Origin of the sequence: Bradyrhizobium sp. LTSP857 (assembly GCF_000938285.1) — a bacterium.
GTDB lineage: Bacteria > Pseudomonadota > Alphaproteobacteria > Rhizobiales > Xanthobacteraceae > Bradyrhizobium.
The window spans coordinates 93,369-119,888 of record NZ_JYMS01000045.1 but is presented as its reverse complement, the minus strand read 5'-3'; the positions used below and the strand labels follow the sequence as shown (position 1 = coordinate 119,888).

The window sequence follows — 26,520 nt, the reverse complement described above, 5'->3', positions numbered from 1 at the left end:
ATCACGGCATGCGGGATTTTGCCAGGACGCAGTGAATGCCCTTGTTGCCGTCGACCATCTGGGTGACCCGGAGGTCGGCGGCGATGGAGCAGAGCGTGTACGCATCCTGCGCGCTGAGGCCGCATTTCTCGCGGATCAGGGCGATCATATCGCGCAGCGCGGCCTTGGCCGCATCATCGAGATCTTCGTCGAATCCCATCGTGATCCAGTCGGATGCGGTTTCCGCGCGCGGCGAGGCGAGGCGTAGATCGCGCCTGATATGGAATTCGAAGGTGCCGGTGAGGGCGGCCTCGATCGCGGTCAGGCAGACTTCGCCGTCGCCCTGAAGCGCGTGGCCATCGCCCGCGGAGAACAGCGCGCCCGGCACGAACACGGGAAAATAGATCGTGGTGCCGACGCCGAGTTCCTTGTTGTCCATGTTGCCGCCAAAGGCCCGCGGCTCCTTTGAGGACAGCCGGCCCCAACCCGGCGGCGGCGCGACGCCGAAATTGCCGAAGAAGGGGGCGAGCGGAAGCTCCTGTCCCCACGGGAGTTTTGCGACGTTGCGCGCGCGGTCCAGCGGAATGTGGATGCGGCGAAACTCGGGAAAATCCTCCGGCAGCGTGCCGAGCGTCGGGACCTGGAGATTCCAGCCCCAGTTGCAGCGCAGTTCGATATTCAGAACGCGAACTTCGAGAACGTCGCCCGGCTCGGCGCCCTCGACGTGGATTGGTCCGGTGAGGAGGTGCGGCCCCGGACCGCGGAACGTGCTTGCCAGCACCTCCGCATGTCCGGGAACGACGTCGAAGCCGAGCGACGGATCTGGCAGATCATCCGGCTCGCCGGAGAGGGTCTCGATGGTCACGCGGTCTCCGGATGCAATCCGGAGTACCGGCTTCAGTTGTCCATCCCAAAGTCCCCACTGGACGTTTCCGGGCGTGGATCGAAGAACGAAGTCCATGATCTCCCCCTACATGACCCGCCGTCACCTCCCTGCGGTGCTCGCAACGATCGAAGAGCTCGAGGTCACGTGCTTGCCGAGCACGAGATAGACCAGGCCTGCGACCCCGATCCCGAACAGCCAGCTCAGATCGGCGCCGCCCAGCAGATTGATCGAGACCGGCCCCTGGAGCGCGCCAACCAGGCCGTCTTCCACCGACCATCCGGCAGCGAGACCTGCAAGGAAGGCGATCATGCCGGCCCAGTTGATGTCGCCATAGGCGCTGGTCTCCGGCGACCGATAGAGCTCGGCGACGTCGATCTTGCCCTTTCGCTTGATGAAGAAATCCGCGAGCACCACGCCGGCCCACGGGCTCATCCACAACAGCAGGCTGATCATCCAATTGTCGAACGCCTTGGCGAAGGACGGCGCGAAGATGAAGTACAGCGTGACCAGATAGCCGGCGACGCCCACGATGACGGTGAGCCAGAAGCGCGAGAGCTTCAGCCCCGCGCTGAGCGCCGCCAGTCCCGCCGAATAGACGTTGAGGATGTTGGTGGCGATCGGGCCGTGCAGCACCATCAGCAGGACCAGGATGCTGACCGGTCCGCCGAACACCGCGCTGACCATCTTGGCGGGATCGGTGTCCAGCGTCGTCGAGGCGATCGTCGCGCCGAGCGTGGCGAGCCAGACCGTCGGCACGAACATGCCGATATAGCTGTACCAGAACACGGACTTCGACGGCACGCTGCGCGGCACGAAGCGCGAATAGTCGGACGCCCAGGTGACCCAGGAAATGCCCCAGCCGACGCCGATCGCGGTCATCAGCAGCGTCAGCATCGCAAGATGCGCGCCGGGCGGCAGCGACGTCGTGAGCCCCCAATTGACGACGCCGGGGCGTGTCCACGCCAGGATGCTCATGAGCACCATGATGGCGATGGTCGGCGGCACCGTGTATTTCTCGAAGGTGCGGATGGCGTAGAAGCCGTAGACCCCGATCAGGACCTGCGCCGCCATCACCAGCGTGATGATGACGATCTCGATCAGCCAGGTGTCGGGAACGCCGAACTGGCCGAGGATGCCGATCGAGATCTTCACCGGGAAGTAGGTGTTCACACCGATCCAGCACAGCGTCATCAGGAACATCAGGATGCTGGGCAGGTAGGCGCCGCGGACGCCGAAGGCGGATCGGCTGAGCACCATCTGATTGACGCCGGTCTTGTGTCCCATCACCGTGAAGGCGGCGAAGATCGCGCAGCCGACGATGTTGCCGATGATGATGACCGCGATCGTTTCCATCAGTCCCAGCTTGAGGATGATGCCGAGCGCGCCGAGCGCCCAGTTGACCGGAGCGATGTTGGCGCCCGCCCAGATCCACATCTGCTGTGGTCCGGTCGAGTCCCGGTCTGCGTCGGGAATAGGCTCGATGCTGTGAATGTCAGCGCGAAGTTCAGTATCCGTCATGGCGTCCCCCAATACGAAGCACACTTCGCATCGGTTGCAGCATAAATCGTGCCACTGCCTGCCGGGTGCCGGCGGCAGGGATGATGCGACTGCCGGATGCGGTGTGCCTGCGCTGGATTGCACTTGAGTTTTCAAGCGCGAGCCGATCTCATGCGTCGAGGCATTTGCTTCGCTGCCGGGATGTCTGACGCGAAGGAGTCCGTCGCGGCGGCGAGCAGCGGTGCGATGACAAATTGGGCAACCCAACTCAAAAGCGCAGCAGTCGGCGACTATTCAAATAGGGCAGCAGCGCTGTCACGGGTGGGATTGCCGGCCACGATGCGCTGCATCATCTCGATGAACAGCGCCTGTTCCTTCTCGCTCAGATCACCCAGCGTCGCGCGGTGCGCCCGTCGCGCCGCGCCTTCGATCTTGACGAGCAGGGCGGCGCCGGCCGGCGTCAGGCGGCACAATCGCGCCCGGCGATCGTCCTTGTTGACGGCGCGTTCGACCAGGTTTCGCGCGGCGAGCCGCTTCAGTGCGCCGGTTGTCGTGGTCCGATCGAGGGCGATATCGGCCGCCAGGCTGGTCTGATCGGCCGTTTCGCGCGCCGCCAGCGCAGAGAGCAGGCTGTATTGCAGCGGCGTGACCTCGAACGCGCCGCATGCCTCCTGGAACAGCGCGACGTGAATCTGGTGCAGCCGTCGGATCAGATATCCGGGACGTTGGGACAATGGCCAGGGGCGATGCTTGGCCCCGCTGCGACGTGTCTTCGCTTGCCGCAATGCACGCTCTCCCGACTTGGAACTCCGTCGCGCTTAGCTCGATTCGAGTGCGCTCGCCACCACCAGATCATGGCACGAAGTTTGCTTTTGTAAAATACGAAGCATGCTTCGTAATTCGAGGGCGGGGCAACCGTCTGCGCGAGATAGAGGAGAGCGCCATGTCCGCCACGACCAGCTCCGTCACTGCCAGCTTCGATCTTGTGCTGCGAGGCGGTCGCGTGATCTGCCCGGCGTCCGGCGTGGACGGTATCAGGGACGTCGCCATCCGCAACGGCAAGATCGCGGCGGTCGCGCCGGACATCCTGCCGACCAGCGCGAAGGAGGTGGTCGATGTCGGCGGCAAGCTCGTGCTGCCCGGGCTGATCGACACCCATGCGCATGTCTATCAATATGTCTCCGGCCGCTTCGGCATGAATGCCGACATGGTCGGTGTGCAGTCGGGCGTGACGACGCTGGTCGATCAGGGTGGTCCGTCCTGCATGACGCTGCCAGGCTTTCGGCACTTCATTGCGGAGCCCGCGGCCTCGCGCGTCTATGCTTTTCTGTCGGCTTATCTCGTCGGTGGCCTCGAAGGGCACTACTATCCGAAGCTCTATAGCCCCGACGGTGTCGACATCGACGCGACCGTCAAATCGGCCACCGCCAATTTCGACCTCGTACGCGGCATCAAGGCACATGCGGAGATTGGCGGCTTCGCGCGCTGGGGCATTCGCGTCATCGAGATGGCGGCGGAGATCGGCAAGCGCGCCGATTTGCCGGTCTACGTGCATTTCGGCCAGCTCTGGGGATTGCCCGAGAGCGGCGCCAATGGCGAAGATGCGGACACGATCCTGACGCGCGTGATCCCGCTGCTGCGCGAGGGCGACATTCTCGCACATCCCTTCACGCGCCATCCCGGCGGCTTCGTCAACCGCGAGGGCGAGGTGCACCCAGTGATCCAGGCCGCACTCGATCGCGGCCTGAAGGTCGATGTCGGTCATGGCAGTCACTTCTCGTATCGGCTCGCGAAAAAGGCGATTGCCGCCGGCATCGTTCCGGCCACGCTGGGCGCCGACATTCACGGCTACAACACGCATGTGCCAGCTCCAGCCGGGACGCCCGATCAGCACGAGGACGACGAGAACCATCCCTTCGCGAGCCAGGCCAAGTTCAGCCTGGTCCAGGCGATGAGCTCGATGATGGCGCTCGGCCTGTCGCTCGAGCAGGTGGTGCCGATGGTCACGTCCAATGCGGCCAAAATGCTCGGCCGCAGTGGGGAGATCGGTGCCCTCAAGGTTGGCATGGACGCCGACATCTCTGTGCTCACGGAGCAGAACGGCCGCTTCGTCCTCAGGGACAACGAGAAGAACGAGGTGATCGCGGAGCGTCTGCTTCAGCCGGCCTTCTGCCTGCGCGCCGGTATGCGCTTTGACGCGGTCGCGCCGATCCTGCCGCAGGCTGTTGCGGCGTAGGCCGCACGGTGAAGGAGAACGCGGAGTTGCGCAACGAGCGGGAGTTTCCTTCTAGCAAGTCCGGGCAGGGCGTGGGCGCACGGCTGCCGCGGAAGGAGGACGACCGCTTGATGCGTGGCCGCGGCCAGTTCGTCGCCGATATCAGGCTTGCGGGCCTTCAGGACGTCGCGTTCGTGCGTAGCCCGCTGGCGCATGCGCGGATCCGTGGCATCCATGTGCCCGAGCGCTATCGCGGCAGCGTGTTCACGGCGGCCGATCTCGTTGGCATCAATCCGATCCGGGCAGTCTCCGCGCTGCCGGGTTTCAAGATTTCCGAGCAGCCGGTGCTCGCGACCGGCAAGGTGCGTCAGGTCGGCGAGCTCGTCGCGATGTGCGTCGCGCCGACGCGTGCCGAGGCGGAGGACATCGCAGCATCCGTGACGCTGGATCTGGAAGAGCTGCCCGCGGTCTACGACATGCTGAAGGCGCGCGAGGCGGGCTCGGCCCTGGTGCATGAGCATTGGGGCGACAATGTCTTCCTCGAAACCAACTACGAGGCCGACATTTCCTTAGCGCTCGACGCGCCGATCAAGGTGACGCGCGAGATATCGACCGCGCGGCAGTGTATGTCGCCGCTCGAAGGCCGCGGTGTGGTTGCGACCTTCGACCGGCGACTCGACCAGCTCACGCTGCATTCCGCAGCTCAGATGCCGCACATCACGCGCAGCGGGCTCGCCGAATGCCTCGGCATGGAGGAGGGCCAGATACGCGTGATTTCGCCCGATGTCGGCGGCGGCTTCGGCCACAAGGGAATTTTGTTGCCTGAAGAGGTCTGCCTGTCCTGGCTGACGATGCAGCGCGGCCATCCCGTGCGTTGGACCGAGGATCGCCGCGAGCATCTCGTCGCCAGCTCGAACTGCCGCGAGCATCATTACAAGATCACGCTCTATGCCGATCGCGACGGGACGTTGCGCGGCATCGATTGCGAGGCGACCGTGGATTCCGGGGCCTACTCGTCCTATCCGTTCTCGGCCTGTCTCGAAGCAGCCCAAGTCGCAAGCATCCTGCCCGGTCCCTACAAGATGCCGGCCTATCGATGCCGGACCTTCTCGGTCGCCACCAATAAATGCCCGATCCTGCCCTATCGCGGCGTGGCGCGGACCGGCGTGTGCTTTGCGCTCGAATTGATGCTCGACCTCGTGGCTGTCGAGGCCGGGCTCGAACCCGGCGAGGTGCGGCTGCGCAATCTGGTGCAGCCCGAGCAGATGCCGTTCGACAACATCACCAAGAAACATTTCGACAGCGGCGATTATCCGCAAGCCATGCGGCGCGCGCTGGCCGCGATCGATATCGATGCCATTCGTGCGCGCCAGCGTCAGATAGAAGTCGACGGCCGACGGATCGGCGTCGGCATCTCCATCTACTGCGAGCAGGCCGCGCACGGCACATCGGTCTATGCCGGCTGGGGCATTCCGATGGTGCCCGGCCACGAACAGGCATCGGCACGGTTGACGCCGGACGGCGGCCTCGAGCTGCGCGTCGGCGTGCATTCGCACGGGCAGGGCATGGAGACGACGCTCGCTCAGGTCGCGCATGAGATGCTGGGGGTCGACGTCGCAAAGATACGCATCATCCTCGGCGACACCGCGATGACACCCTATTCGACCGGCACCTGGGGCTCGCGCTCGATGGTCATGGCGGGCGGCGCGGTGGCAACCGCTTGCCGCGAACTCGGCGAACGTGCGAGGCGGATCGGCGCAAAATTGTTGCAGCATGATCCGGTCTCGGTCGTATTGCAGAATGGCGAAGTGCGCGGCGTCAATGGCAGCGTCAGCCTCCAGACCATCGCCCACACCTGGTATCGCCGTCCGCAGGATCTCCCGGCCGATGTCGATCCGGGCGGACTGGAAGTGACGCAAGGCTACAAGCCCGTGCGCGACAGCGGCACCTTCAGCTACGCCGCGCATGCGGCTGTCGTTGCGGTCGACCCTGATGTCGGCGAGGTCGAAATCCTCGACTATGTCATCGTCGAGGATGGCGGCGTGCTGGTCAATCCGCTGGTTGTCGACGGCCAGATCTATGGCGGACTCGCGCAAGGCATCGGCACCGCGCTCTACGAGGAAATGCCGTTCGATGCCTCCGGCCAGCCGTTGGCGACGACGCTTGCCGACTATCTGCTTCCCGGTGCGACCGAAGTTCCCGCGGCCCGTCTCGATCACATGGAGACGCCGTCGCCCTATACGCAGTTCGGCGTGAAGGGCATCGGCGAGGGCGGGGCGATCGCGCCGCCCGCCGCGATTGCCAACGCCGTCAACGATGCGCTGCGGCCGCTCGGTGTCGAGCTGATGCAGTCGCCGATCACGCCCCATCGCGTCGTCACCGCCGTGCTGGCCGCGCGCGCTGCCGAAAGGAGCGCGGCATGAAGCCTGCGCCCTTCGGCTATGAGCGTCCACGCGATCTCAATGCGGCGCTGTCGATGCTGGCTGCGGCCAGCGGATCGGCGAAGATCATCGCCGGTGGCCAATCGCTCGGCCCGATGCTCAATTTGCGGCTGGTGCAGCCCGAGCTGGTGGTCGACATCTCCGGCCTTGCCGAGCTCAAGCAGGCGGAGCTTCGCGACGGCGAGCTGGTGCTCGGCGCTTTGGTCACGCATGCCGACATCGAGGACGGGCGCACGGCCGACGTCACCCGCGGCGCCATGCGGGGTGTCGCGGCCAACATCGCCTATCGCGCCGTGCGCAACCGCGGCACCATCGGCGGCTCGCTCAGCCATGCCGATCCCGCCGCGGACTGGATTTCGGCGCTCGCCGCGTTGGGCGCGCGGGTCACGCTGCGCAGCCTGGCCGGGGCGCGCATCATGGCCATCGAGGCGTTCGTCGTCGGCGCTCTCGAATCGGCGCTGCACGCCGGCGAAATCGTCGAGGCGGTCCATGTGCCGCCACGGTCGGTCTCGGCGCATTGGGGTTATGCCAAGAGCTGCCGCAAGACCGGCGAGTTTGCCCACGCCATTGGCGCGGTGCTGGTCGATCCTGCCAGGGCTTCCGCCCGCGTCGTGATCGGTGCGATCGACACAGTGCCGATCGTTTTGACCGACGCGGCCGAGCTGTTCGGAGGACGGATTGCAGCCAACTACAAGCAGCGTTTCGATGCTCGCGTTGCCGATGCGCTGCTGGCGAAGGCGGGCATCAGTGACGCAGCGGAGCGCCATATCCATGTCAGCGTGTTGAAGCGTGCCGTCCACGAGGCCGCAGCATGAACACGATCGCCCTCAACGTCAACCGTCGCGCGGTGGAGGTGCTGGCCGAGCCGCGCACCAGCCTTGCTGACTTCGTGCGCGACAAGCTCGATCTGATCGGCACGCATCTTGGCTGCGAGCACGGCGTCTGCGGCGCCTGCACCGTGCTGCTCGACGGCGTGCCGGCGCGCTCCTGCATCACCTATGCAGTGGCCTGCGAGGGCGCCGACATCACCACGATCGAAGGCCTCGACGAGGACGAGGTCATGGTCGAGCTGCGCGGCGCCTTCACCCGCGAGCATGCCCTGCAATGTGGCTACTGCACCCCGGGGATGCTGGTCTCTGCCCGCGACCTGGTGCTGCGTCTGCCGGATGCCGACGAACGGCGAATCCGCGTCGGCCTGAGCGGCAATCTCTGCCGCTGCACCGGCTATGTCGGAATCGTGCGCGCGGTACAGTCCGTGATTGAGGCCCGGCGCGCGCGCAACATCGCGCCGCAAGCCGATGGTGGACGGACCATCCTTGGTCCTGTCGGATCGGGGCACGCGCTCGACTCGAACGAGCAGCCGCCGCCTGCGCGGCAGGATTTCGCGCCGGCATCGGACGGCGTCGCGCCGGGAGTCATTCCGGACTTCATCCCCGCAACCGTTCTGGAGCAGCGCTTCACGCTGCCTCATGCGCCGGCAAAAGTGTTTGCGATGTTCGACGATATCGCGGGCATCGCAGCCTGCCTTCCCGGCGTATCGCTGACGGCGCCGCCAAGCCCGGAGCGCGTCGAGGGCGCGATCCGCGTCAGGCTCGGGCCGATCGCGGCGGCCTTCGAAGGAGCCGCACGCGTCGAACGCGATCCCGCGACGCTCTCAGGCCGCATCATTGGTATCGGCACCGACCGGCGCAGCCATTCGGCGACGCAGGGGGAAATCCGCTATCGCCTGGTCCCGCTCGATGGCGGGGCTGCCACAACCGTCGAACTGTCGATCGGCTACACGCTCACGGGAATGCTGGCCCAAATCGGTCGTCCCGGCTTGGTGCGCGATCTCGCCAGACGTCTGGTTGCAGAGTTCGCCGGCAATCTCGATCGGCACATGTCGGGTGCGTCGCCGGGAGAGGCCGGCCCGGCGGAGCTCAGCTTCTGGTCGATTGTCTCCGGCGTCGTCCGTGCCCGCATCGCGCGCTTCTTTGGCCGCGGGGACGAGCCGGGATGACGGATCGGTGTGTGCGCACACCGCGGGAGTGACGAAACCTGGACTGCCATAGAGATTAACAGCGTGAGATTTGGAGAGACAACATGACACGAGCACTCGGACTGGTTCGGACAATCGCGCTGGCGACGGCCCTGTTCGGCGGAGCCGCAGGGGCGCAGACCATCAAGATCGGCGTCAACGAACCGCTCACCGGCGCGTTCGCGGCGTCGGGCACCTATGTCGTTAACGGCGCCAAGATCGCCGCCGACGAGATCAATGCCAAGGGCGGCATTTTGGGCAAGAAGATCGAGCTCGTGATCGAGGATAACAAGAGCAACCCGACCGAAGCGGCGGCCGTGGCTGAGAAGCTCATCACCAGCGACAAGGTGCCGGTCCTGATGGGCGCCTGGGGCTCGAGCCTGACGCTCGCCGTGATGCCGAAGCTGATGGAATATGAGACGGCGATGGTGGTGGAGACCTCGTCCTCGGGCAAGATCACGACGACCGGCAATCCCTTCATCTTCCGCATCTCGCCGCCCTCGGCGGTCGAGGCGGCTGCGTTCAAGGGCATCGTCGACAAGCTCGCCTTGAAGAAGGTCGACTTCCTCGTCATCAACAATGACTGGGGCCGCGGTACCGCCGAGGACTTCAGCAAGATGATGAAGGACAAGGGCATCAGCATCGGCCTTGTCGAAACCATGGATCAGGGCGCGCAGGACATGAGCGCTCAGCTTTCCAAGATCAAGAGCTCGGATTCCGAGACGGTCATCGTCACGACCGCGGTCGATCAGCTGACGCTGATCTTCAAGCAGGCCGCCGCGTTGGGCCTGAAGAAGCGCATCATCACCACCGGCGGCTCGCAGAATCCGGATCAAATCATTGCGCAGGCCGGTGCTGCCGCCAACGGCACCATGCATCTGACAACCTTCCTGCCTTGGTTCCCCGACAAGACGCCGAACCCGGAAGCGACCAACTATTTCATCTCGGAATGGAAGAAGCGCGGCTTCGAGTTCGCCGGTTGCACCGAGAGTTTTCGCGGCTATGACGGTATCCGCACTGTGGCGGCCGCGATCGAGAAGGCCGGCAAGGCCGAGCCGGCTGCGATCAAGGCGGCGTTCTGGGACATCAATATCAAGGGGCTCAACGGCGACATCGTGTTCCGCAAATCCGGTCCGGAAGGCAAGGAGAGCGGGCAGAGCCAGCCGAACGTGTATCTGATCGAGATCAACGACGGCAAGGTCGAGATGAAGACGCTCTAGAGCATGATCCGGAAAAGTGTGAAGCGGTTTTCCGAAAAGATCATGCTCAAACAATAACCTCGGCGATCATGGGCGAGGGCGGCACATCGCGGCCCTCGCTCATATGCGGCTCATTCGGAAACAGCCTTGAGCGAATTTCTTCAGCATCTGGTCAACATGCTTGTGCTCGGCGGCACCTATGCGCTGCTCGGCATCGGGCTCACGCTGATCTTCGGCATCATGAACGTCGTGAACTTCACGCACGGCGTGCTGTATACGTTCGGCGCCTACGTCATGTTCATCGTCGTGCAACAGCTCGGGCTGAACTTCTTCCTTGCACTGCCCGTCGCGGTGCTGGCCGGATGGCTGTTGGGCGCGGCCATCGAGCTGACATTGCTGCGGCCGCTGCGCGGTTCCGACATCGACACCACGATGCTGGTGATGATCGGCGCCTGGATCGCCATGCAGTCGGGCACGCTGTGGATCTGGGGCGGCGTCGCGAAATCGGTGACAACGCCGTTTCCGGAGTCGCCGCTCGTGCTGGGGCCGGTGTCCGTGTCCTGGCTCCGCTTGTTCGTGCTCGCCGCCGCGGCATTGTTGATCGTGGTGACGTACCTCCTGATCAACAAGACGAGCCTCGGCCGCGCGATGCGGGCGACGTTCCAGGACCACGACACGGCGTCGCTGATGGGCGTCAATGTCGACATGATCTACACCTCGACTTTCGCAATCGGGTCCAGCCTTGCCGCCGCGGCGGGGGCTCTGCTCGGTCCGGTTTACGTGATCTTCCCGCAGATGGGCGACCTTGCCGCCGTCAAGGCGTTCGCAATCGTCATTCTGGGGGGCCTCGGCAACATCACCGGCGCGGTGATCGGTGGCTTCATCCTGGCGTTGGCGGAGGAGCTTGGTGCCGGCTACGTCTCGTCCGGCTATCGTGACGCGATGGGCTTCCTGATCATCATCGCGGTCCTCATCTTCAAACCGACCGGCTTGTTCGCGCGCGCGGAGCGCGTCGGATGAGGATAGTCGTCACCATTCTCGCCGTCGCAGCCCTTGCCTCGGTGCCGCTCTGGCTGCGCGATCCCTACCTTCTGAACGCGCTGATCACGACCGGAATCTTCATCATCGGCGCGATGAGCCTCAATCTGCTGCTCGGCTTCACCGGGCAGCTCAGCCTCGGTCACATCGCCTTCTTCGGCATCGGGGCCTATGTCAGCGCGCTGACATCGCTCGGCTTCGACATCGGCCTGCCCGGCGGCGTGCGCCTGGTCCACGAGCCCTGGCCGCCGATCGTGGGACTTGTGTTTGCAATCCTGATTGCAGGACTGTGCGGCTATTTTGTCGGACTGCTCTCGTTCCGGGTTCGCGGCGCCTATTTCGTCATTGTCACGATCTCCTTTGACGAGGTCGTCCGGCTGGTCGCGTTGAATTGGGTCGAGCTGACGCAGGGACCGCTGGCGCTGACCAACATTCCCTCCATCGTGCTGCCTTTGTCCGGCTTCGGCGAGCTGACATTGCGGACCAAGCTACAGAACTATTATCTCGTGCTGGTGGTGGCTCTCGTTGCCTATCTCCTGATCGCACGCCTCGTTCATTCGCATTTCGGCCGTGCAATGCGCGGGTTGATGGAGAACGAGACGCTGGCGGTCTCCGTTGGCATCGACGTGACGAAGACGCTGACGCTGGCGGCGGTGATCTCGGCTGCGATCGCAGGCGCGGCCGGCAGTCTCTACGCGCACTATATCCGGATCATCGATCCGGAGGTGTTTGCCTTCATCAACACCGTCACCATGGTGATCATGGTCATCAGCGGCGGCAAGGGCTCGCTCGCAGGCCCCGTCGTCGGCGGCCTGATCTTCGGTCTGCTGCCGGTCGCGCTGCGTCCGATCATGGCGCCGGAAGCGCAGTGGATTGCCTATGGCGGTGTGCTGATGGCCATTCTGTTCGTGCTGCCGCGCGGCATCGTGCCGTCGCTCGCGCAGCGATTGGTGCGGAGACGGAGCGGGACGGCGGCGCTGGCGCCGGTGGCCCTCGCCGAGACAGCCGCCAAGGAGCAGGCGTGATGACGGCGCGCAGCGTTGCCATGACGATCGAGCAGGTCGCGGTCCGCTTCGGCGGGCTCGTCGCGATCTCCGACATGAGCTTCACCGTCGGAGAGGGCGAGATCGTCAGCCTGATCGGGCCGAACGGCGCCGGCAAGACCACCGCCTTCAATGTCATGACCGGTTTCCTGGAGCCGAGCGCAGGGCGTGTCACCTATCGCGACACCGCGCTCAACGGATTGAAGCCGCATCAGATCGCGGATCTCGGCCTGATCCGGACGTTTCAGCGCACCAGCGTGTTTCCCAACGACACCGTCTACGACAATCTCCTGATCGGGCTGCATCGCCAGGGCAGGGTGCGGCTGCTTGACGCGATCCTGGGGTTGCCGGGCGCGCGCGCTTCGGAGCGCAAGTTGCGGCAACGCGCGAGCGAGCTGATCGAATGGGTCGGTCTCGAACGCCGTGCCCACGATGCAGCCGGGTCGCTCTCCTATGGCGAGCAACGGCTGGTCGGCGTCGCGCTGGCGCTCGCAGCGGAGCCATCGATGCTGCTGCTCGACGAACCCGTCTCGGGCATGAATGCCTCCGAAACCCACCGGTTCGTTGAACTCATTCGCGACATCCGCAGCCGCGGCATCACGATCCTGCTGGTCGAGCATGACATGCCGATGGTGATGACCGTCTCTGATCGCATCGTGGTGCTCAATTACGGCCGCATCATCGCCGAGGGGAGCCCGGATGTGATCCGCAACGATCCGGCCGTGATCGAGGCCTATCTCGGACATGGAGCGGGGCGTGCTTGAGATCCGCGACATGGTGTGCGGCTATGGCGGCGTCACCGCGCTGCGCGGCATTTCGCTCGACGTGAAGGCCGGGCAGCTGGTCGCACTGATCGGCGCCAATGGTGCCGGCAAGAGCACGACGCTGCGCGCCATCTCCGGACTGGTGCCACCGCGCGCCGGGCAGATGCGTTTCGAGGGCATCGACATCACCGGGGCCAAGCCGCCGCGCGTGCTGGCGAGCGGGATCGCGCATTGTCCGGAAGGGCGGCGTGTGTTTCCGCACATGAGCGTGGAAGAAAATCTCGACATGGGGGCTTACCTCCGCAGTGGTTCGGGTGAAATCGCAGCCGATCGCGACCGCATCTATGTGGAATTTCCGCGGCTTGCCGAGCGGCGCCGGCAGGCGGCGGGCACGCTGTCCGGAGGCGAGCAGCAGATGCTCGCGATCGGACGGGCGCTGATGTCGCGGCCGCGGCTGATCATGTTCGACGAGCCGTCGCTCGGGCTTGCCCCCAATATCGTTGAGCGGACCTTTGCGATCATCCGCAGCATTCGCGATGCCGGCACCACGGTGCTGCTGGTCGAGCAGAATGCATTTGCCGCGCTCGAGATGTGCGACCACGCCTATCTGCTCGAGAACGGCCGCATCGTGCTGTCCGGGGCCGGCACGGATCTGATCGAGAACGCGCATGTGCGGAAGGCCTATCTCGGTGGATGATGCCGGTGTTCGTTCAGACGAGCCGGGATGGATTCCAGTCTGCGACCTCAGCCGGCTGAAGGCAGAGACGATCGTTCGTGTCGCCGGGCTCGACATGCTCTTGATCTGGAACGAGGGCGATGTCGTCGCCTGCGAACGCGCCTGTCCTCACGAACAGGCCGATCTCGGCCTTGGCCACGTTGCGGCAGGACGATTGTTCTGCCCACGCCATGCGGCATCGTTCGATTTGCGCGACGGGGCGATCACGTCGGGATGGCCGAGCCCACCGCTGCGGCTCTATCCGGTACGGGTCACGGGAGAGCAGGTCTTGGTTGATGCGGGGGCGGGACAGTCGGGGCGATGATGGCATTGTGCCTCTGTTTTGCCCGACGAGTCAAAGCGGTCCGCGGCGTAGATTTTCCTTAGGAAACAAGGGCGTTCTACTGTGCATGGGGTTGTTTTCGCACTTTTTAGTCCAGCAGCCGGCGAGCAGCGTCCACTAGAATACCATCAGGCCGACGCAGCGACTCGAGAATGGTGAAATGGTCCGCGCCTTCAATCGGGATCAGCTTGCCTGGCGCCTTGGCGGCCGCGCGCTTCTCATGGAAGTTGATTGAATCCAGCACGAGTGCCGGAAGCTCACTACTGCCATAGGCGATATCGAGCCGCTTGGGCGTCGCCGGCAGGTGAAGCGGCGAAAGCCTCGCAATCTCCTCGTCCGTCAGCTTCAGCGCGTTGTTCAGTCCGGTATCGCGGATCGGCGCGAGATCGTAGACGCCGGACATCGCCAGTCCGGCATGTACGCGCGGATGGTCCAGCGCCATCGCAACGAGGTGGGCGCCCGCCGACCAGCCCGACAGCACGACCGGCCCGGAGATTCCATAAGATGCGCCGTGCGCGGCGAGCCAGTCGAGCGCGCGCGGGATTTCGGCAACGATGTCGGTCAGCGAAAACTCGGGCGCCAGCGAATAGCCGGGAATGGCGACCGACCAGCCATGTGCGGCGACGCCTTCGACGAGCATGGCGAACAGCTCGCGCGAATTGCGCTGCCAATAGCCGCCATGCAGGAAGACCAGGCAGGGCGCATCAGGCTTCGCGGCAGGATAGAGATCGATCTTGTTGTTCGCCCGCACGCCGTAGGGCAGATCGAGGTGGGATTTCAGCGCACCCCGCAGCCGCTTCGACGCTTCGTTCCGTTCGGCGATCAGGGCCGCGCTGTTCTTGACCGCCGTGTTGTTGTCATAGGCGGCGTCGCGTTCGGCCTGGGAAAGCGCGGACCAGTTTGTACGGGGATCGAGGGGCCGTTGTGTTGGGCGGGGGTCGTCAACCATGGAGTCTCCGTGCCGTCACGCGGCGGCTTGATCCGTCGGCTCGATTGAGGCGTTGGACCATTCGCGCCAAATATGGACCGAGATGGAGATCAAGAAAAGTGCCACGCCTGAATGGCCCGTATCCCGGTCCTGCGTTGCTCAGACCTGAAACACTTGCCGCGGCGAGCGTGTCAGGCACTCATGCCCGGTCGCGGTCACCAGCACCGTCTCGCTGATCGCGATGCCGTCGGCGGAGACGTACATGTGGAACACCATGCCTTCTTCCAGCGTCCAATGGGCCGTGGGCAGGAAGATGTGCGAGAAGTCGCTGGTGCGCGGGGTATGGAGCGGATAGCAGCCGAGCGAATAGCCGGTGATGTTCGGGTAGTCGGGCCGCAGGCCATCGGCGAGCATAGCCTTTCGCGCCAGAGCATCGACGTCGGCGGCGTTGGCGCCGGGCTTGATCGCCTCGAATTGCCGGTCCTGGATCTCGATCAGCCGCCGCGCGAGATGCGAACGGTGTGGCTTGATTTCGCCGATCACCGCCGAGCGCATCAGCCGGGCGCTGTAGCCGTCGATATAGGGTAACAGCTCCATATGCAGGATATCGCCCTCGGCCAGCTTCTGCTTGGTCAGCCCGCCATGCAGGAACGCGTTGCCGACGCCGGCCGTAATGACGCCAGCGCGCGCGGCATCTGCGCCCTCCTGCATGAACACTTGATAGACGGCCGCCGCAGCGTCGCGGGCCGACTTGCCGGCGCCGGCAGCCTTGAGCGCCGCCGCGATACCGAGATCGCCGATCTCGCTGGCGCGCCTGAGCACGGCGATCTCTCTTGCGCTTTTCCTGGTGCGCAGCGTCGCCATGACGCCGGAGAAGTCCACGAAGCTTGCGCTCGGCAGTCGGGCTGTGAGCTGCTTGAAGCGGCGGAGCGGCATGCAATAGGAGTCTTCATCCAGGCCGATCCGTCCTTGAGCGCAGCCCAGCCGGGCGATCGTGTCGGCGAGCACCTGGATCGGGTCTTCCCAGTCGGCGAAGGCGACGGAGCGTGAAAGCCAAGAGCTCTCGGCGAACGGGCCAAGGTCGACAGCACGCAGGATCATGATCGGTTCGCCGTCGCGCGGCAGGAGGCATGCCCGGTACATGTTCTCCGATATCGAGAAGCCGGTGAGGTAGACGAGGAATTCGCTCTGGTCGATGATCAGGACATCGAGTTCGCGCGCAGCCATCTGTTCGCGCACGCGCGTAACGCGCGCTTCATATTCGTCGATCGGAAACAACATTGGAATTCACCCTCGGCATTCTCAGGCACAGATATCCAGAATGGCCAGCATGTAGATGCGGATCATGTCGATGAAGTCGACGATATCGACCCGCTCATCGGGCATCGTGTTGTAGCGGCCGCCGGGGCCGCAGACGATGCCCTCCATTCCGCCGAAATAGTGCAGATGCCCAGCATCGGTCCCGTAGAAGCAACTCGGGGCAACGGCGCCCGTCGGCTGTTCTTCTCCACGTACTGCGCGATAAGCGCGGTTGACGGCCGCGACGATCGGGCTCGTGCGTGCCACTTCGAATGGCGGCATGGTTGGAACGCCGGAGCGGTCTTCCGACATGATCTCGGCCTTGAGGCCGGGAAACCGTGCTTCGAGCGCATCGAGCTCGCGACGCATGTCGGCCATCGCGCCGGCCTCGGTCTGGCCCGGTGCATAGCGGCCCGAGCCCTTGATCCGCACGAAATCAGCGACCTGGGGCGTGCGCCATTCGTGCAGCTCGCGGCCGAGCGCGCCGTGGACCACGCCGACATGGACGCGATTGATCCGCTCATGTTCCGGCGAGAGGGCGCCCGAGAATTTCATCGCATTGAGGTGCGGAATAAGGTCGCACGCGGCTGTGATCGCATCGACCGCTTCTTCGCGCTTGGACAGATGACGGGTATTGCCGGTCAACTCGATGATGAACATGAACGCCGCGGCGTGCATCGTCATGGCCTTCAGATCGGTCGGCTCGGAGTTGATGAAATAGTCGGCGCGAAGTCCTTGCTCGACCAGCGAGTAGGTACCGACGCCGCCTTGCAGCTCGCCAACCACAAAGGTGAGGATGACGTCGCCGCTGAGTTTGACGCCGGCGTCAATCAGCGTCTTGACCGCGCAGAAGTAGGCGGCATCGCCGGCCTTCATGTTGGAAACGCCGATGCCGTAGATGAAGGCGTCGTCGACCTTGCCTGCCCAGGGGTCGACGGTCCAGCCCTCGGTCACCGGGTTGGTATCGAGATGACCGTTGAACATCAGGCTCTTGCCGCCGCCGCTGCCCTTCCAGCGGCCGACGGCGTTGACCCGGCCCTCATTGCCGAAGGGCGAGAGCTCGGTCTCGAGGCCGAGCTCGCGCATGCGGCCAGCCATGAAGGCTGCGAGCTGTTTCTCGCCGTCCGATTTGGAGTAACTCTTGTGCTGCACCATGCGTGACAGGAGATCGAGGGCGGCGGGCACGTCGATGCGTGCGAGAAGTTCTTTGGCATTGTGATGATCCATGGAAGGAGATCCTTGTCGTCAGCCGACCGGCACGGGGGAAGCAGCCATCAGTTCGCGGGTATAGGGATGAACGTGGTCCGCATCGAAATCTTCGAAGGGCAACAGGTCGACCACTTCACCCCGGCGCATCACCGCGATGCGGTGAGCGATCTGACGGATGAGGTTGAGATCGTGAGTGATGAAGAGAAAGGCGGCCCCAGTCGTCTCCCGCAGCGACAGAAGCAATTCGATGATCTGGGCCTGCACGGAGACATCCAGCGGCGCGGTGATCTCGTCGCAGATCACGAGTTTCGGCCGCGCAGCGAAGGCACGCGCGATGGCAATGCGCTGCTTCTCGCCGCCTGAAAGCTGATGTGGCCAGCGATGGGCGTAGGATGCAGGCAGGCGCACCTGGTCGAGCAGGCGGGGGATATCCGCAAGATCGCCGCCGTAGAGCTTGAGAGGACGCGACAGGATCTCGTCGATCCTGTGACGCGGATTGAGCGACGAATCCGGATGCTGGAAAATGATCTGCACGTCGCGGCGGTAGGCGGCGTTCATGTCGCGCATGCCGTTGATCTCGTGCTCCTCGAAGAAGATCTTGCCTGAGAAGCGTGCAAGCCCGGTCAGGGCGCGAGCCATCGAAGACTTGCCAGAGCCGGACTCGCCGACGAGACCAAGGATCTCGCCGCCGCGAACCTCGAGCCCGATCTTTTTCGTCGCCGGCGGCGGCGCGTCGCGGAACAGCCCGCCGCTGCCATATTGGACTTCGATGTCGGAGGCCGCGAGAAGGACCCGGTCAGGCGGCTTGTCATGGACAAGGCGGCGTTCCGGTCTCGGCACGGCGTCCACGAGTGCGCGCGTGTTGGCATGGCGCGGCGCGCGGAAGATGTCGGCCGCCGGTGCCTGCTCGACCAGGCGGCCGCGCTCCAGAACCGCGACCCGGTCGGCGACGCGCGTCACAAGTGCAAGATCGTGGGAAATATAGAGCGCGGCAACGCCTGTCTCCCGGCGTAGTCGCGCGAACAGTTCGAGGATGCGCGCGCCGGTGATGACGTCGAGTGCGGTGGTTGGCTCGTCGAAGAGGATGACGTCGGGCTGGCAACCAAAGGCGGTGGCAATGACGACGCGTTGCTTTTCCCCGCCGGAGATTTCATGCGGATAGCGTCTCATGACCGCAGCGGGATTGTTGAGATCGACGTGACCGAGCAGCTCGATGGCGAGCGAACCGGCGTCGCGCCGCTTCAGGCCGCGATGCCGTATCAACGCTTCCGTGATTTGCGTTCCGACGGTGAGCGTCGGATTGAGCGATGTCGAAGGATCCTGAAACACCATCCCGAGACGGCGTCCCCGGATCCCGGTCAGCTCGCGCGGGCTCAGGCGCTGAAGGTCGACATCGCCCAGCTGCAGCGAGCCTGCGACTTCGCGAGCGTTGTCGGGGAGATGGCGCATCAGTGCCCAAGCAAGCGAGCTCTTGCCTGAGCCGGATTCTCCAACGAGGCCCAGCACCTCGCCCGGCGCGATCTGGAGCGAAATGTCGTGCAGTACGCGCACCGGTCCAGCGGTCGTGATGTAATCGAGCGTGTAGTTCTTGATTGAGAGTGCGGAGGTCACCGCTCGTCCTTCGGATTGAGGGCGTCGCGAAGACCGTCGCCGACCAGGTTGAAGGCAATGGCGGTGAGCGCGATCGCGGCCGATGGCGCGATCAATCCCCACGGCGCCTGATGCATGTACTGGCGCGCGTCCGCCACCATGAGCCCCCATTCGGATGCGGGCGGTTGGGCGCCGACGCCGAGAAAGCTCAGCGTTGCGAACAGCATGACGGCAAACGAGACGCGAATGGTGGATTCGATCACGATCGGCGCCATGACGTTCGGCAACATCTCGCGGAAGATGATCCAGGGCGCTCCCTCGCCACGCGCTATGGCGGCCTTGACATAGTCTTGATTGCGCACGTTGAGCGCGGCCGATCGGGTCACCCGCGCCATGCCCGGCGCAAAGGCCACCGCGATGGCAATGACGGCATTGCCGGCGCCATTGCCGAGCGTTGAGACCAGCAACAGGGCCATCAGAAGGCCTGGGATTGCCATCACGGCGTCGTTGGTGCGCATGATGGCCTCGTCGGTTCGTCCGCCGAGATAGGCCGAGCCAACGCCGATGACCGCTCCGGCTGCGCTGCCGACGAAGGTGGCGATGAAAGCGAGCGGCACGGTCGAACGCGCGCCGACCATCAGGCGGCTCAGGATGTCGCGGCCGAATTGATCAGCGCCAAGCCAGTTCTGCCAGCCGGGTGGGCGAAACCGGCCGAGAAAATCGATCTTCTCCGGCGCATAGGGCGCCAATGCGGACCCGAACAGGCAGGTGGCCGCGATCAGCGCCAGGAGTACGACGCCGACAAAACCCTGTGGTCTTCGCATCAGGCGGATCAACAGCTCAGTCATAGCGGATCCGCCGGTCGAGAGACGCATAGGCCATGTCGGCGAATGTGTTGGTGAGGGCATAGGTCGCAGCCATGATCAACGCGCCCGCCTGGATCGACGGCAGGTCGCGCGTGGTGATGGCGACCATCAGCGCCCGCCCGATGCCGGGAAGGGCGAATATCTCCTCGATCACGATGATGCCGCCGAGCAGGTAGCCGACGTCGAGCGCGATGATGGTGACGACCGGCAACAGCGCGTTGCGGAGCGCGTGGCGAAACAGCACGGTGCGCTCCGGCAGGCCTCTCAAGCGCGCGGCGCGGATATAGTCCGATTTCAGCACGTCGAGCGTCTCGGAGCGCATCATGCGCATGACGTGCGCGACGAGGATGACCGAGACGGTGAGCACAGGCAGCGCCAGATGACGGATGCCGTCGCCGAAATCCTCCAGTGGGGAGACGTAGCCGGTCGCCGGCAGCCAATGCAACGTATCGGCCAGCAGAAGGGCAAGCAGCGTCGCGGTGACGAATTCCGGCAGCGAGACCCCGAGATAGGCAATGAGGCTGACGCCCGTGTCGGTGAGCCTGCCTTGCCGTAGCGCCGCTATCACGCCGAGCGGCACGGCAACAGCCAGCGTGACCAGGATGGCCGAGACGGCAAGCAGCAGCGAGCGCGACAGCGCTGCGAGCATTTCCGGACCGACCGGCAGGCTCGTGCGCATCGAGATGCCGAAATCGCCGGTGAAGACGTGGCCGGCCCAGCGCGCATATTGCAGCCAGGCCGGATCGCCGAGCCCGAGCTTTGCCCTGAGCGCGGCCAGCATTTCGGGCGTCGCATTTTCCCCGAGCAGCGATTGGGCAGCGTCCGCCGGCAGAATTTGCGTGATGGTGAACACCAGCATCGAGACCACGATGACGGTGTAGACCATCAGCATCAGACGACGCGCAAACCAGGCCAACGACACGAGCGTCTCCGGCGTCAGGCGCGCTTCGGCGCGCCGGCGCCGAGCGAGACCACGTCGAGGCGGAATACCGATCCGCGTGGGTGCAGCACGTAGCCGTCGACGTAGGAGCGCTGTGCCGCGAGCAGGTCGAAGAATGCCGAAATCACCGAGGGCACCTCGGCGTTCATCATGTCCTGTGCCTTGGCATAGAGCGCCGTGCGCTTCGCATCATCGGCCTCGACACGGGCTGCATCGATGACTTTGTCGAAGTCCGCGTTGTTCCAATGGGTCTCGTTCCAGGCTGCGTTCGACGTGTAGAGCAGGTTGAAGATGGCGTCGGCGGTCGGCTGCATGTTGTAGAAGCCGACGTAGAAATTGCCTTTCTTCCAGACCTGGTCGAGATAGGTGGCATGCGGCATGGTCTGCACGTTGATGCGGAAGCCAGCTGCGGCCGCCATCTCGCGGACCGCGACGCCGAGCTGCGTGCGGGTTGACGGCTTGTCGGATGCGACCAGCGTCAGATCGATGCCGTTGGGATAGCCCGCGTCGGCCAGGAGCTTCTTCGCCTTGGCGATGTCGGGCTTCTTCAGCGGAATGTTCTTGTAGAAGTGGTAGGCGGAGCTCAGCGGCGTGTCGTTGCCCGGCGTGCCATAGCCACCCGCAACGAAGCCCACGGTCGCCTCGCGATCAACCGCCAATGCCAGGGCCTGGCGAACGCGCACGTCGTTGAACGGTTTCTGGTCGCATCCGAGGTTGATATTCAGGAATTGGCCGGATGGGGTGCGTAGGGCCTTGACGCCATCGGCCTTGACGAGGCGCTCATATTCGCCCGGCGTGGTCGTGAGCAGCAAATCGATCTCACCGGAGATCATGGCGGACGCTTCGGCGGTGCGGTCCGGATAGACGAGCAACTCGATGCGGTCGAGGTAGGGCCGCGCCGGATCATAATAAGCCGGGTTACGTTCGACGACGATGCGGCGATCGGGCTCGTAGGACGCCAGCTTGAATGGGCCGGTACCGTTGGCGGTGGTCGAAAGGCTCGCGAGGTCGCTGGCGATGACCTTGGCCGGAACGATACGCGCGTTGAGATAGGTGAGTGCCACCGGCAGGTCGGCATAGGCGCCTGTGAGCGTCAACTTGACGGTCAGCGGATCGACCGCGGCGACTTCCTTGATCGGGCCGACATTGGTGCGGCCGGGAGAAGCGGTCTTCGGATCGAGGATGGCGTTGATGGTAGCGACGACATCGTCGGCGGTCAGTGGTGAGCCGTCATGAAACGTCACACCCGGGCGCAGCTTGAAAGTCCACTCGGTCAGCGTCGCATTGGGTTCCCAGGAAATCGCGAGGTCCGGCTCGACGGTCATGTCCGACTTCAGCCGGGTGAGGTTGGAGTAGAGCAGTTCGGTGACGAGATATTCCGGGTTCACGCGCGCCTGCATCGGATGGATGACCGACGCGGCCTGGTCGACCGACATCCGGAGCACGCCACCGCGTTTCGGGGCTTCGGCGAAGGCGATCCTGGGCAGACCGGCGAGGCCGATCGCGGTTCCCGCAAGGAAAAGTCGGCGACTGACGGACAGCATGGATTCGTGCTCCTTGAGTTAGCGGGCGGCGTTTGTTTCGGGAGACAGATCGGGACGGAATTCGGCGGCCAGATAGGCAAGGACCGATTTCGCCAGCGCGACAATGTCGGCGCGCGTGGTGAATTCGCCGGGCGCGTGAACGCGGCTCTCCGGCCGACCGAGGCCGGTCAGCAGGATCTCCTGCATTCCGGTCTGTTGCACCCAGCCGAAATCGGAACAGCTCGTCGCACCCCATTTGGCGAAATCGTCCGGTGCGTATCCGAACCCGACCGAGAGCGCCTCCTGCCAGCGCGGCCAGTGCGGGCCTGTCGGATCGGATGTCGGCATGAGGTGGCCGGTGAGAACCAATTCGACGGCAGCCCCAGGGGCCGCCGCAAGGACCGCGTTCTCGATTTCGGTACGCGCGGCCTGAAAGTCTTCCTCCGGCGCATAGCGCCGACAGACGAGAACCTCAAAGAGCGATGGAATCTGGCCGCCGCATTGGCCGCCATGGGCTGCGGAAATATCAAGCTGGGCTGCGAGCGGATGCGTCGCATGCGGCGGCGCGGGCAGGGCGGACGTCCGCGCGGCGATCGTCGGTTTCAATGCCGCGAGCGCATTGAGGATCGGCAGTGCGGCCTCGATGGCGTTGGCGCTTGAGCCCGCGGTCCCGGCTTCGCTTGCGTGAACTGTCTTGCCGTGGACGCGCACCAGAAGCGTGAAGAGGCCAAAGCAGCCGGCCCAGATGCGCGGCGCCGCGGCTCCATTGAAGTTGAGAACGTGGCCTTCGAGCAAACCTTGTTCCGCCAGATAGCGCACGCCGGGATAGAGTCCGCCTTCTTCGTCGGTGCAAAGCAGCAGCATCGGGTCGTAGCCGAGCGGCAGGCCGATCGCGTCGGCGGCACGCAGCGCGAGCAGCACGGCCGCGATGGTGCCCTTCATGTCGGCAGCGCCGAGGCCGATCAGGCGGTCGCCGTCGCGCGTCAACTGGAAAGGGTTGGAGATCCACCCGGGCGCTGCCGGCACGGTGTCGACATGAAAATACAGCCCGAGCACCGGCTTGTCGGAGCGGCGGCGGGCGATGAGATTGGTTCTGCGCCCTTGCGCCGGGCCGCCCGCTACGCGCCACAAATGTTCGGGGACATCGACGCGTTGGCAATCCAGGCCGAGCGCTGCAACAGCGCTCTCCATCAAGGCGGCAAACGCTTCGTACCCCGCGCCGGGCGGGAAAGTCGTGTCGATTGCCACCATCCGCGCAAGATCGTCGATCGCACATTCGGCTGTGCGCTCGATCTCGGCGAAACCGTCGGCCAGCGTCGGGCTGACCAGTCCAAGGCCTGGCGATGGAGAAACCATTTGCGGCGGCTCATTTCTATATTCTATAAAGAAATAGGCGAAGCCGATTGCTGTCAATTCCAAAGAATGAGGCAGGCGTGACCGGTAAGCAGGCAAAAGCAGCGGCGAGCGACCCATCGAGCCTGCCGGTTCCGTTGTACGAGCACGTCAAGCGACAGATCGCCGAGGCTATCCTGGTGGGCGAACTGTCTCCGGGCACGGTGCTTCCCGGTGAAGTTGCGCTTGCTGCGCGATACGGAGTTGCGGTAGGCACCATCCGCCGCGCACTCGCGGACCTGACGGCCGACGGCATGCTGGTGCGCCGGCGCAAGACCGGGACGGTGGTGACCGGCCGCGCACCGCAGCACAGTCTGCGCTTTTTCTTCCAGTATTTCCGGCTTCATGGCGAAGACGGCAGCCTCCAGCGTTCCGCGCCCGAAGTCTTGTCCGTGGTGCTGCGGCCGGCAGATGCAGAGGAGGCGATGCTCTTCACGGAAGCCGTGGGGGAGCCGCTGCTCTGTCTTCATCGCATCCGACGGGTTGGCCGCGTGCCGGTGATGCATTCGCGAATACGGCTCGTTGCACGCCGCGTGCCTGATTTCCCGCACAAGCCGGCGAGCGTGCCTGCGCTGCTCTACCTCCATCTGCTCGACACCTACGGCATTCGCATTGCAGCGATCCGCGAGAAGCTCCTGGCAGAGCTGGCCGACAAGGAGGACCGGCGTCTACTTGCGCTAGCTTCGCCGAGCGCCGTTCTGGTCATCCGCGAGGAGGCGTACGATCAAGCTGGTGCGCTTGCGATCCTGAGCGAGCACCGCACCACGACTGCGCATCATCACTACGTGAACGAGATCCGCTAATCTGTTTCGACCGGTGCCACGCACCCCTGACCCTTGCTATTGACCGACGATCGCGTCGATTTCTTCCTTCAGGAGGGCGCCGTAGTGTTCGAGGACGCCGGGCCCCAGCTTCGCGCAGAGCAGCGTGAAACTGAGCGCGGCGCCTGGTTTTTCGCCCGGCGTCATGATCGGCATGCCAACTCCGGCAATGCCGGGAATGAGTTCGCCCACGTCCACCGCGTAACCGCGGCGGCGGGTGTCGGCGATCAGCTGCCGAATCTTGTCCTCGGTGAGGTTGCGATAGGAGGCGTAGCGCCCGAGGTTGGCGCGGATGATGTAGTCCTGCTCGTCCTCATCGAGGAATGCGAGCATCGCGATCGAGCCTGGGCCTACGCCGAGGGGCACGAAGCCGCCGATCGATCCCGTCAGCGTTGGCACGATGCATTCGCCGTCGCGCCGGTCGAGACAGACGGAATCGTGGTTGAAGCAGGCCATCAGGTGGGTCGTGTCGCCGGTGCGGCGCCTGAGTCGTGACAGCGCAACCTCGCAGCGGCTGATGATGCCGGGGCCGCGAGCAGCGCGCACGCCATAGATCGCCATGCGTGCACCCAGCCTGTAGCGCCGTTTTTGGTTGTCGCGGGCAAGCAGCTTGTGACCGACCAGTGTGTTGAGGATGCGGTGACAGGTGGCGGTGTTGAGCCCGGAGCGAGCCGCCAAGTCCTTGAGCGATAGGCCCTCGACGCCGCCATCGGCGACGAGATCCAGCAGGATGACGGCCCGGTCGAGCAGCTGGGCCCCACCGGACGGCGGTTGGACGATCGCCGGCATAGAATCTCACATTATGAAAAAAGAGCTCTCGGTAACTTGTATATTGAGAAAGATGCGTCTCCAATGATGAAAATTAGGTCGCTTGAGAAGCATGCATATTCTTTGAGCGGCCCGATTTCTGCATTTGCAAAAAGCTGATGGCTGACGCGGCGTTGCAGTAGCAGCGCCGGGGGGCGCGATTTTTCCAGAGGGACAGGGATGACAGGCTTCAAAAGGATAATGGGCGTTTCCGCCCTTGCGCTCGCTGCCTTCTGTGTTGGTAGCGCCGCCGTGGCGGGCACGCTTGAGAACGTCAAGGCGCGCGGCAAGCTCGTCGTCGGCGTGAAGAATGATTACGTCCCGTATGGCTATCTGAACGATAAGGGCGACGTCGTCGGCTTCGAGGTCTCGCTTGCCAAGTACGTTGCCAAGGAGCTCCTTGGCTCGGAGGACAAGATCGAACTCGTGCCTGTCGTCGCTTCCAATCGCATCGAATTCCTGACCGCCGGCCGCATCGACGTGATCTTCGCCACGCTCGGCGTCACGGCCGAGCGCGCCAAGGTCATCGACTTCACGACGGAATACGTTTCCGCTGCCGGCCCGTCCGTGCTGGCGGCCAAGGAAGCGACGCTCTCCAAGTGGGAAGAGCTGAAGGGCAAGTCAGTCTGCGGCATCCAGGGCTCCTACTACAATAAGAAGATGACCGAGGAGTTCGGCATCACTCTCGTGGCCTTCAAGACCCAGCCGGAAGCCTATCGGGCGTTGAAAGACAATCGTTGCATCGGCTTCGTCTTTGACGACATGACGCTTCAGCAGAAGCTCAAGGAGCCCGATTGGGCGAGCTACAAGATCGCGGTCGCACCCTATGAATTCCAGCCGATGGCGGGCGGTCTCCGCAAGGGAGACGCGGAATTCCGCGAAGCCGTCGACAAGGCCATCGGGAAGGCCGAGGCCGAAGGCAAGCTGATCGCGTGGGAGACCGAGTTCGGCATGCCGCACTCCGACTACATTGCCGCGCGGGCGAAGGCTGCGGCTGCGAAGAACTGA

24 protein-coding genes are annotated in these 26,520 nt (G+C 64.4%); 12 read left to right on the top strand and 12 right to left on the bottom strand.

Features of this window, described 5'->3' with window-relative positions; translation table 11 throughout:
- Nucleotide 1: 1 nt before the first annotated feature.
- The 3 genes from UP06_RS28505 to UP06_RS28495 all read right to left on the bottom strand — a co-directional run bounded on the left by UP06_RS28505 (nucleotide 2) and on the right by UP06_RS28495 (nucleotide 3,147).
- The gene (locus UP06_RS28505; protein ID WP_045007003.1) at nucleotides 2-940 is read right to left on the bottom strand and encodes an acetamidase/formamidase family protein; all 939 of its coding nucleotides are present in this window, start codon (nucleotides 938-940) and stop codon (nucleotides 2-4) included.
- A gap of 24 nt (nucleotides 941-964) precedes the next feature.
- The gene (locus UP06_RS28500) at nucleotides 965-2,383 is read right to left on the bottom strand and encodes a cytosine permease (protein WP_045007002.1); all 1,419 of its coding nucleotides are present in this window, start codon (nucleotides 2,381-2,383) and stop codon (nucleotides 965-967) included.
- A 269-nt stretch (nucleotides 2,384-2,652) separates the two neighbouring features.
- A complete protein-coding gene (locus UP06_RS28495) occupies nucleotides 2,653-3,147 on the bottom strand; it encodes a MarR family winged helix-turn-helix transcriptional regulator (RefSeq protein WP_045007001.1) in 495 nt (164 codons plus the stop codon).
- Nucleotides 3,148-3,305: 158 nt separating this feature from the next.
- Here UP06_RS28495 and UP06_RS28490 point away from each other — a divergent pair, with 158 nt between their 5' ends.
- The 10 genes from UP06_RS28490 (at nucleotide 3,306) to UP06_RS40255 (ending at nucleotide 14,119) form a co-directional block, all read left to right on the top strand.
- Nucleotides 3,306-4,598 carry an amidohydrolase/deacetylase family metallohydrolase gene (locus tag UP06_RS28490; RefSeq protein ID WP_045007000.1) on the top strand — a complete coding sequence of 431 codons (1,293 nt, stop codon included), beginning with the start codon at nucleotides 3,306-3,308 and terminating at the stop codon, nucleotides 4,596-4,598.
- An 8-nt stretch (nucleotides 4,599-4,606) separates the two neighbouring features.
- Complete coding sequence (locus tag UP06_RS28485; protein ID WP_045006999.1) at nucleotides 4,607-7,000, top strand: xanthine dehydrogenase family protein molybdopterin-binding subunit; 2,394 nt, start codon at nucleotides 4,607-4,609, stop codon at nucleotides 6,998-7,000.
- Nucleotides 6,997-7,833 carry an FAD binding domain-containing protein gene (locus tag UP06_RS28480; protein WP_045006998.1) on the top strand — a complete coding sequence of 279 codons (837 nt, stop codon included), beginning with the start codon at nucleotides 6,997-6,999 and terminating at the stop codon, nucleotides 7,831-7,833. The genes UP06_RS28485 and UP06_RS28480 overlap by 4 nt, the downstream gene beginning before the upstream one ends.
- Nucleotides 7,830-9,017 carry a xanthine dehydrogenase family Fe-S subunit gene (locus UP06_RS28475; RefSeq protein ID WP_045006997.1) on the top strand — a complete coding sequence of 396 codons (1,188 nt, stop codon included), beginning with the start codon at nucleotides 7,830-7,832 and terminating at the stop codon, nucleotides 9,015-9,017. Before UP06_RS28480 ends, UP06_RS28475 begins: the two co-directional genes overlap by 4 nt.
- Before the next feature lie 83 nt (nucleotides 9,018-9,100).
- Nucleotides 9,101-10,255: an ABC transporter substrate-binding protein gene (locus tag UP06_RS28470; RefSeq protein ID WP_045006996.1), complete on the top strand. Its 1,155-nt coding sequence runs from the start codon at nucleotides 9,101-9,103 to the stop codon at nucleotides 10,253-10,255.
- Nucleotides 10,256-10,381: 126 nt separating this feature from the next.
- A complete protein-coding gene (locus UP06_RS28465; RefSeq protein ID WP_045006995.1) occupies nucleotides 10,382-11,254 on the top strand; it encodes a branched-chain amino acid ABC transporter permease in 873 nt (290 codons plus the stop codon).
- Entirely contained in the window at nucleotides 11,251-12,297 is a 1,047-nt protein-coding gene (locus UP06_RS28460; RefSeq protein ID WP_045006994.1) for a branched-chain amino acid ABC transporter permease, read from the top strand. Before UP06_RS28465 ends, UP06_RS28460 begins: the two co-directional genes overlap by 4 nt.
- Complete coding sequence (locus tag UP06_RS28455) at nucleotides 12,297-13,079, top strand: ABC transporter ATP-binding protein (RefSeq protein ID WP_045006993.1); 783 nt, start codon at nucleotides 12,297-12,299, stop codon at nucleotides 13,077-13,079. The genes UP06_RS28460 and UP06_RS28455 overlap by 1 nt, the downstream gene beginning before the upstream one ends.
- Nucleotides 13,072-13,776: an ABC transporter ATP-binding protein gene (locus UP06_RS28450; RefSeq protein ID WP_045007173.1), complete on the top strand. Its 705-nt coding sequence runs from the start codon at nucleotides 13,072-13,074 to the stop codon at nucleotides 13,774-13,776. The genes UP06_RS28455 and UP06_RS28450 overlap by 8 nt, the downstream gene beginning before the upstream one ends.
- Nucleotides 13,748-14,119: a Rieske (2Fe-2S) protein gene (locus UP06_RS40255; protein ID WP_082081662.1), complete on the top strand. Its 372-nt coding sequence runs from the start codon at nucleotides 13,748-13,750 to the stop codon at nucleotides 14,117-14,119. Before UP06_RS28450 ends, UP06_RS40255 begins: the two co-directional genes overlap by 29 nt.
- 106 nt (nucleotides 14,120-14,225) lie before the next feature.
- On the opposite strand, the gene UP06_RS28440 is transcribed toward UP06_RS40255, so the two are convergent.
- The 8 genes from UP06_RS28440 to UP06_RS28405 all read right to left on the bottom strand — a co-directional run bounded on the left by UP06_RS28440 (nucleotide 14,226) and on the right by UP06_RS28405 (nucleotide 23,848).
- Complete coding sequence (locus UP06_RS28440; protein WP_045006991.1) at nucleotides 14,226-15,086, bottom strand: alpha/beta hydrolase; 861 nt, start codon at nucleotides 15,084-15,086, stop codon at nucleotides 14,226-14,228.
- Between the two features lie 138 nt (nucleotides 15,087-15,224).
- Nucleotides 15,225-16,346, bottom strand: coding sequence for a M24 family metallopeptidase (locus tag UP06_RS28435; protein ID WP_050032169.1), 1,122 nt, complete (start codon nucleotides 16,344-16,346; stop codon nucleotides 15,225-15,227).
- Nucleotides 16,347-16,367: 21 nt separating this feature from the next.
- Nucleotides 16,368-17,591, bottom strand: coding sequence for a M20 family metallopeptidase (locus UP06_RS28430; RefSeq protein WP_045006990.1), 1,224 nt, complete (start codon nucleotides 17,589-17,591; stop codon nucleotides 16,368-16,370).
- 18 nt (nucleotides 17,592-17,609) lie between these two features.
- Nucleotides 17,610-19,184 (bottom strand): ATP-binding cassette domain-containing protein, encoded by a 1,575-nt coding sequence (locus UP06_RS28425; RefSeq protein WP_045006989.1) that lies wholly within the window; start codon nucleotides 19,182-19,184, stop codon nucleotides 17,610-17,612.
- On the bottom strand, nucleotides 19,181-20,011 hold the full coding sequence (locus UP06_RS28420; protein ID WP_045006988.1) for an ABC transporter permease: 831 nt from the start codon (nucleotides 20,009-20,011) through the stop codon (nucleotides 19,181-19,183). The genes UP06_RS28425 and UP06_RS28420 overlap by 4 nt, the downstream gene beginning before the upstream one ends.
- Nucleotides 20,004-20,951: an ABC transporter permease gene (locus tag UP06_RS28415; RefSeq protein WP_045006987.1), complete on the bottom strand. Its 948-nt coding sequence runs from the start codon at nucleotides 20,949-20,951 to the stop codon at nucleotides 20,004-20,006. The genes UP06_RS28420 and UP06_RS28415 overlap by 8 nt, the downstream gene beginning before the upstream one ends.
- A gap of 14 nt (nucleotides 20,952-20,965) precedes the next feature.
- On the bottom strand, nucleotides 20,966-22,513 hold the full coding sequence (locus UP06_RS28410) for an ABC transporter substrate-binding protein (protein WP_045006986.1): 1,548 nt from the start codon (nucleotides 22,511-22,513) through the stop codon (nucleotides 20,966-20,968).
- Between the two features lie 18 nt (nucleotides 22,514-22,531).
- On the bottom strand, nucleotides 22,532-23,848 hold the full coding sequence (locus UP06_RS28405; protein ID WP_045006985.1) for a M20 family metallopeptidase: 1,317 nt from the start codon (nucleotides 23,846-23,848) through the stop codon (nucleotides 22,532-22,534).
- Between the two features lie 77 nt (nucleotides 23,849-23,925).
- On the opposite strand from UP06_RS28405, the gene UP06_RS28400 reads away from it, so the two are divergent.
- Nucleotides 23,926-24,687, top strand: a complete 762-nt coding sequence (locus tag UP06_RS28400; protein ID WP_045007171.1) for a GntR family transcriptional regulator — start codon at nucleotides 23,926-23,928, stop codon at nucleotides 24,685-24,687.
- 36 nt (nucleotides 24,688-24,723) lie between these two features.
- On the opposite strand, the gene UP06_RS28395 is transcribed toward UP06_RS28400, so the two are convergent.
- Nucleotides 24,724-25,494: an IclR family transcriptional regulator gene (locus tag UP06_RS28395; RefSeq protein ID WP_045006984.1), complete on the bottom strand. Its 771-nt coding sequence runs from the start codon at nucleotides 25,492-25,494 to the stop codon at nucleotides 24,724-24,726.
- Between the two features lie 198 nt (nucleotides 25,495-25,692).
- On the opposite strand from UP06_RS28395, the gene UP06_RS28390 reads away from it, so the two are divergent.
- A complete protein-coding gene (locus tag UP06_RS28390) occupies nucleotides 25,693-26,520 on the top strand; it encodes a transporter substrate-binding domain-containing protein (protein WP_045006983.1) in 828 nt (275 codons plus the stop codon).